Source organism: Kitasatospora sp. MBT66 (assembly GCF_000710405.2).
In the GTDB taxonomy this organism is placed as follows: Bacteria; Actinomycetota; Actinomycetes; order Streptomycetales; family Streptomycetaceae; genus Kitasatospora; species Kitasatospora purpeofusca.
This window is the reverse complement of record NZ_JAIY01000010.1, coordinates 365453-371452: the sequence shown is the minus strand read 5'-3', so window position 1 is coordinate 371452 and position 6000 is coordinate 365453. Positions and strand designations below refer to the sequence as shown.

The window sequence follows — 6000 nt, the reverse complement described above, 5'->3', positions numbered from 1 at the left end:
GACAACCCCTGGGCCATCTGCCCCCGACAACGGCTGCTGTCCGCGCGCTATTCCGCGGACCCTACCGCGCGATTCGTCGAGCGGAACGGGGCTCCCGTCCGTACCGGAGGGTGTCAGGCACCGACGTGCCCACCCACCGACCGGGGAGCGGTCACCATGCGCAACATCCGCCGTACCCGTACCGAAGGCCCGACCGGTTCCGTTCGCGGGACCGGGCGCCTCGCCGTGCTCGCCGCCGCCGGGCTGGCCGCCGCCGCCCTCGTCGCGGGCTGCGGCTCGTCCGGCTCGTCCGGCTCCTCCGGCGGCTCGCCGCCCGCGAACCCGCCCGCGTCCTCCTCCGCTCCCGCCGTACCGGGCACGTCCGCCGCCACCCTGCGGACCACCACCGACGCCCGGCTCGGCACCGTCGTCACCGACAGCGCGGGCTTCACCCTCTACCGCTTCGACAAGGACAGCGCCACACCGCCCACCGCCACCTGCAACGGCGACTGCGCCGCGCTCTGGCCCCCGGCCGCCGCCCCGGCCGCCGGCACGGGGGTCACCGTCAACGGCGTCGACGCGAAACTGGTCGGCACCGTCACCCGGGCCGACGGCAGCAAGCAGCTCACCCTCGCCGGCTGGCCGCTCTACCGCTACGCCCCCGACCACAACCCCGGCGACACCAAGGGCCAGGGCGTCCAGGGCGTCTGGTTCGCGGTGACCCCCACCGGCGACCGGGCCGCCGCCAGTTCGGGCGGCTCCGGTTACTGAGCCCGACGGGCCGCCGCCCACACTCGACCCGGAGGCACGGGTGCGCAAGGATGTGATGGTGACCGAGGAGCCTCCCGGTGGCGGCCGCCCGGCCGCGCGGAGCGCGTCGGCACCGGACGAGGAGCTGATGCGCGCCCTCTATCGCGAGCACGCCGGGCCCCTGCTGGGCTTCGTGCTCCACCTCGTCGCGGGGGACCGCCAACGCGCCGAGGACGTCGTGCAGGAGACCCTGCTGCGGGCCTGGCGCAACCTCCACCGGCTCGACCCGGCGGCCGTGTCGCTGCGCCCCTGGCTGGCCACCGTCGCGCGGCGGATCGTCATCGACGGCCACCGCGCCGCGCTCGCCCGGCCGCGCGAAGTGGACGCGGCGCCGCTGGAGTTGCTGCCCGCCGCGGACGAACTCGACCGCGCACTGCGGATGATGACGGTCGCCGACGCTCTCGGCGACCTGTCGCCCGCGCACCGGGAGGTCGTCGTGGAGACCTACTTCAAGGGCCTGACCGCCACCGAGGCGGCCGCCGCACTCGGCATCCCCGCAGGCACCGTGCGCTCGCGGCTGTACTACGCGCTGCGCGCGCTCAGGCTCGCGCTGGAGGAACGGGGCGTGACACCGTGACACCGCTCGAGCCCGGCCCCGAGCCGTCCGTGCACCTCGACGTGGCCGGCTACGTCCTCGGCGTGCTGGACCCGGCCGAACGCGCCGCCTTCGACGCCCATCTGGCCACCGGCTGCCCGCAGTGCACTCGGCAGCTGGCCGAACTCACCCCCGTCGGAACGCTGCTGGCCGAGTACGCGGCCGACGGCGACCCGGCCGACCCCCTGCCGAGCCCGGACCCGGCGCTGCTCGACCGGCTGGTGGCGGAGGCCGGTGCGGTCCGCCGCCGGGGCCGGGTCCGGCGGCTGGCACTGGTCGTCGCGGCGGCCGCCGTGGCACTGGCCGGACCGGCCGTGACCGCCGCCGTCATCACCGCCGACTCCCCGCCCGCGGTGGTCGCCACGGCCGCCGCCCACCGCTTCACCGGGACGGACCCCGCGACCGGGGCCCACGCCGTCGTCGGCGTCGACGCCGCGCCCTGGGGCAGCCGGGTCACCCTCGAACTCTCCGGCGTCCCCGGCCCGCTCACCTGCGACCTGGTCGCCGTCTCCGCCGCCGGCGACCGCCAGACGGTGACCACCTGGAGCGTCCCCGCCACCGGCTACACCACCGCCGCCCTCCGCACCACCGGCGGCACCGCCCTCCCGCCCACCACCATCGACCACTTCGAAATCCGCACCCTCGACACCGACACCCTCCTCCTCACCGTCCCCACCCACACCCCCTGACCCCCCACCACCTGGCGCAGGAAGTCGACCCTGCCGACTTCCTGCGCCACCCCGTCCCTCGTCCCACGTGGGAAGTCGATGAGACCGACTTCCCACTCCTGCTCCTCGTCGACGGCGCGCGATGACCCCGCGCCGCCCGCCCCTCACCGAGCGCCCCCCGCCGCCGCAGGAGGCCGATGCTGCCGACTTCCCGCTCCCCGTACCCGGCACCCCCCACCCGAAGCAGGAAGTCGGCGATGTCGACTTCCTGCGTCACCTGTCCCTGCCCGCCGCGAGAGGTCGATGCGGCCGACTTCCCACTCCCGCCCCTCGTTGGCGCCGCGCGATGCCGCCGCGCAGTTCGGCATGGCCGGAGTCGGTGGCCGGTGTGGCGCGGGAAGTCGACATCGCCGACTTCCCACACCACACCCGGCCTTCACCGGGCGCCGTGGTCTGCCCGCCGTGGGAGGTCGAAGTCGCCGACTTCCTGTCCCACCCCGCCCTCCCCCCCTCGGGTTGTGGCCTGCCTTTCGTAGGAAGTCGACGTCGCCGACTTCCTACTCCTGCTCCTCGTCGACGGCGGGCGCTGCAGCAGCCTCGCTGGGCGCGACCCGAGTCGGTGGCCGGTGTGGTGCGGGAAGTCGACTCTGCCGACTTCCCGCGCCGTTCCTGGCCTCTGCCGGGCGCCTTGGTCTGCCCGTCGTGGGAAGTCGGAGTCGCCGACTTTCTGTGCCACCCTCACCGCCACCTGCGTGTGGCCTGCCCGCCCTGGGAAGTCGATCCGGTCGACCTTCCACGCCGCGTGTGGTGCGTCTGTCGTTGTCACGGGGGCGCCGGAGCGGGAAGTCGACCTGGCCGACTTCCCACGCCGGCCTGGGGCGTTTCAGTCGTTGCCGCCGGGGCCCTGGCACAGGAGGTCGATGCCGCCGACTTCCCACTCCGGGGCCTACCGGGGCGCCCGCGTCGCCCGGGTGGCGAGGTGGGTGAGGGCGCGGGCGCAGCGGCGGGCGAAGAGGTGTTGGGCGAGGGGGAGGAGGGGGCCGGCGAGGCGGGCGTACCAGCGTTGGGGGCGGCTGAAGGCGTTCACGGTGAACCAGACTCCCCCGTCCGGCGCCAGTTCCACCACGAAGGTCTCCTCGCCCACCGCGAGGTGGCCCCGGCGGGTGCCGTACGTGAAGCCGTAGCGGTCGGGCTCCCCTTCGGTGGTGCTCCAGACGACCCGGCACGGGGCGCCGGCCCGCAGCGGGCCGATGCCGATGGCGCACTGGACCGCGACCCCGGGTGCGGCCCGGTCGGCGTCGGTGGTGATCCGGACGCCGGCCGCCCGGTGCATCCGCCAGTCCAGCACTGCGGTCCCGGCGGCGTCGAGGGCGGCGCGGCCGTGGCCGAGCAGGGCGCGGTGGCGGAGGTGGTTGTAGCCGGCCGGCAGTGGGGCGTCGAGGCGGGTGCTGGCGCCGACCTCGGGGTAGTTGAGGTCGTCCAGCGGTGCGGCGGCGTTCATCGAAGTGCCTCCTGCGGCATCGGCGGCATCGGCGGGACCGGCGGGATCGGGGCGAGGGCGAGGCGGCGCCAGGCGAGCAGCGAGCAGAGCGCGAAGCCGAGGGCGTTGCCGACGCCGTGGGTGGCGGCCATCCAGCCGAGGGTGGGGTGGGGGAGGCCGGAGGCTTCGCCGAGGGCCCACCAGAGGGCGAGCAGCATGGTGGCGGCGAGGACGGCCGCCGAGACGCCGAGCAGTACGGGTGTGCCGGTGAACCGGGCGGCGCCGCCCCGGTCCTCGGCCCGGGGCCGCAGCTCGCGCCAGGTGAGCAGGCCGACCAGCCACATGCCGGCGGTGAGGACGGCGGCGCCGACGAGTTCGGCCCAGTCTCCGACGAAGTAGCCGCCGAGCACCAGCAGGGTGCCGGTCGGGACGCTGAGCGCGGCCCAGCGGGCGGCGGGGCGGTCGGGGAGGGCGCGGCAGACGAGTCCGGCGACGAGGGCGGCGGTGAATCCGGCGTAGTGGAAGTGCGGGACGGTCAGGGCGAGGATGTCGAGGTCGAAGCCGAACAGCCGGTATCCGGCGCGCTCCGCGACCAGGGCGAGTCCGGCGACCGAGGGCATGGCCAGCGCGGTGAGGACGGCGATCTCGGCCGGGGCGAGGGAGCGGGTGCGGGCCAGCCGGAGCGGGGCGTGGGCGGCGACGGCGAGGGTGCCGAGGGCGTAGCAGGCAGCGGTGCAGGTGGCGAACGGGCCTCGGGGCAGCCACAGCGACAGTGCGCCGGGGACGGCGGCGAGCGGCCACAGGCGGCGCAGCCGGGCGAGCCCCGGTTCGTCGACGAGGGCGAGGCCGAGCGGGACCACCGCACCCATGCCGAGCAGGACCAGCAGGTCCACCAGTTCCGCGGTGCCTCTGCCCATGGCGGCCGGACCTCCTTGAACGCGTTCAAACTTCCCTTGCGCGCCGACTCTACGCTCGGCATTGAACGCGTTCAAGTTCGGGTTTCCGGGCAGCCGGCACCGCCCGGCCTGGTGTTCGCGAGGGGCGCGGCGCACCCTGGAGGGGTAGGAGGGGTGACCGGACCAGGAGCGACCGCCGGAGGTGATTGGCCATGCAGACTCTTGTCGGCTGGCACATCGAGATGGAGTTCCGCGAGGAGGGGGCACGGACGGCCGCCGCGGCCATGCTGCGGCTGGGCGACGGATCGGAGCTGCGCGCGCACGGCTGGACCAGCCGCCACCCGTCCGACCCGGAACAGCTCAGGGTCGGCGAGGAGATCGCCGCCGCACGGGCGCTCAACGACCTCGCCTCGCAGTTGCTCACCAAGGCCCACGGTGAGATCCAGCAGGTCAGCCCGATCCCGACCCACCCGCTGTCGTGACGCCGTCGGAAGGTGCCGCGGGCCCGGCCGCCCACCGGTCGCGCATCCCGCTGATCTGCCCGAGGTGCGGGAAGGAGCAGCGGGTGGTGCCGGGAGGGCCGGGCCGTGCGGTCAAGGTGGTGCACACCGGGACCGGCCAGGAGGCCTGCGAGCCGGGCGACCTCGCCCGCGCCCCGGAGAACGGCCTGGCCTGAGCCCGGCCCGCGCCGCCCCGCCCCGGCCCGCGCCGCCCCGCCCCGCCCCGCGCCGCCCCGCGCCGCCCCGAGCCGGCCCGCACCCGCCCCCCGCCGCCCCCGTGGGGCGTCAGTTCGGGCAGTACGTGGTCGGCACCTGCCACTCGGGCCCGATCAGCCGCCGCTCCAGCTCGTTGAGCGTGATCCGGATCCCGACCGTCCCGGCCAGCCCGAGCCGCATCCGGCTGCGGGCCAGGACCACGAAGGCCGACAGGCCGTACTTGTTGATCAGCGACGCGCGATAGCGGGCGGTGGCGTCCTCGTCGCAGACGGCGGCCCGGGCCGGGAGCTGCGCCCCGGTCGGGCGGCCGTGCGCGTCGCAGGGGCCGACCAGCACCTTGGGGTGGCGGCGGATCCGTTCGGCCTCGCCGGAGTGGGCGGGGGTCCAGATGCCGAGCGCCGTGCCGTCGGCGACGACCCAGCTCTGCGAGTGGACCTGGCGGCCGTCCTCGCCGTAGGAGGTGAGCAGGAGGTATCTGCTGTCGGCGAGCTGGTCGGTACGGTCGTGCACGGTGTCCTCCCTCTCCGGTCCGGCGGGCGGTCGCGTCCGGCGCGGCCCCGGTGGTCGGGGCGTCCGGTGCTCCCGTGGCGTTCCACAGGGCGTGCTGCTCGCAGGCGGTGCGGTGCTCCGCGGTGGGCCCGGCGGTCCGGGTGCCCCGCCGTACGACCCACGGGACAGCCTGGCACGGGTCCGGTCAAGGACCCGGGCCGGGTGGGCCACTCCATTGTCGTCCAGGGCGGCCGCCGTTTCGAGGGCTCGGGACCGTTCGGAAGCGGCGGACCGGCGTGCTTCCGCGGGCGCGAGCGGGGCGTGCGCCACTGCAGAACCGCGCCTCCTGCCGCCCGGGACCCGGAAC

Annotated in this window: 7 protein-coding genes; 4 read left to right on the top strand and 3 right to left on the bottom strand. The window is 75.7% G+C overall.

What is annotated here, in order from left to right; all coding sequences use genetic code 11:
* Positions 1 to 156: 156 nt before the first annotated feature.
* From BI06_RS52545 to BI06_RS48425, 3 genes are read left to right on the top strand one after another with little or no spacing between them, the layout of a single operon-like run.
* Positions 157 to 750, top strand: coding sequence for a hypothetical protein (locus BI06_RS52545; protein WP_051741873.1), 594 nt, complete (start codon positions 157 to 159; stop codon positions 748 to 750).
* Positions 751 to 805: 55 nt separating this feature from the next.
* Positions 806 to 1366, top strand: coding sequence for a sigma-70 family RNA polymerase sigma factor (locus BI06_RS26310; protein ID WP_051742204.1), 561 nt, complete (start codon positions 806 to 808; stop codon positions 1364 to 1366).
* Positions 1363 to 2073: an anti-sigma factor gene (locus BI06_RS48425; RefSeq protein WP_051741871.1), complete on the top strand. Its 711-nt coding sequence runs from the start codon at positions 1363 to 1365 to the stop codon at positions 2071 to 2073. The genes BI06_RS26310 and BI06_RS48425 overlap by 4 nt, the downstream gene beginning before the upstream one ends.
* Positions 2074 to 2998: 925 nt before the next feature.
* Here the strand turns inward: BI06_RS48425 and BI06_RS26300 are convergent.
* Together BI06_RS26300 and BI06_RS26295 are read right to left on the bottom strand one after the other, a co-directional pair.
* Positions 2999 to 3553, bottom strand: coding sequence for a DUF1990 domain-containing protein (locus BI06_RS26300; RefSeq protein ID WP_043472047.1), 555 nt, complete (start codon positions 3551 to 3553; stop codon positions 2999 to 3001).
* Positions 3550 to 4449, bottom strand: a complete 900-nt coding sequence (locus tag BI06_RS26295; protein WP_063795024.1) for a YndJ family protein — start codon at positions 4447 to 4449, stop codon at positions 3550 to 3552. The genes BI06_RS26300 and BI06_RS26295 overlap by 4 nt, the downstream gene beginning before the upstream one ends.
* Before the next feature lie 191 nt (positions 4450 to 4640).
* Here BI06_RS26295 and BI06_RS26290 point away from each other — a divergent pair, with 191 nt between their 5' ends.
* Positions 4641 to 4910, top strand: coding sequence for a DUF1876 domain-containing protein (locus tag BI06_RS26290; protein ID WP_030391104.1), 270 nt, complete (start codon positions 4641 to 4643; stop codon positions 4908 to 4910).
* A gap of 303 nt (positions 4911 to 5213) precedes the next feature.
* Here BI06_RS26290 and BI06_RS26285 read toward each other — a convergent pair whose 3' ends face one another.
* Entirely contained in the window at positions 5214 to 5654 is a 441-nt protein-coding gene (locus BI06_RS26285) for a PPOX class F420-dependent oxidoreductase (RefSeq protein WP_051741869.1), read from the bottom strand.
* Positions 5655 to 6000 lie beyond the last annotated feature (346 nt).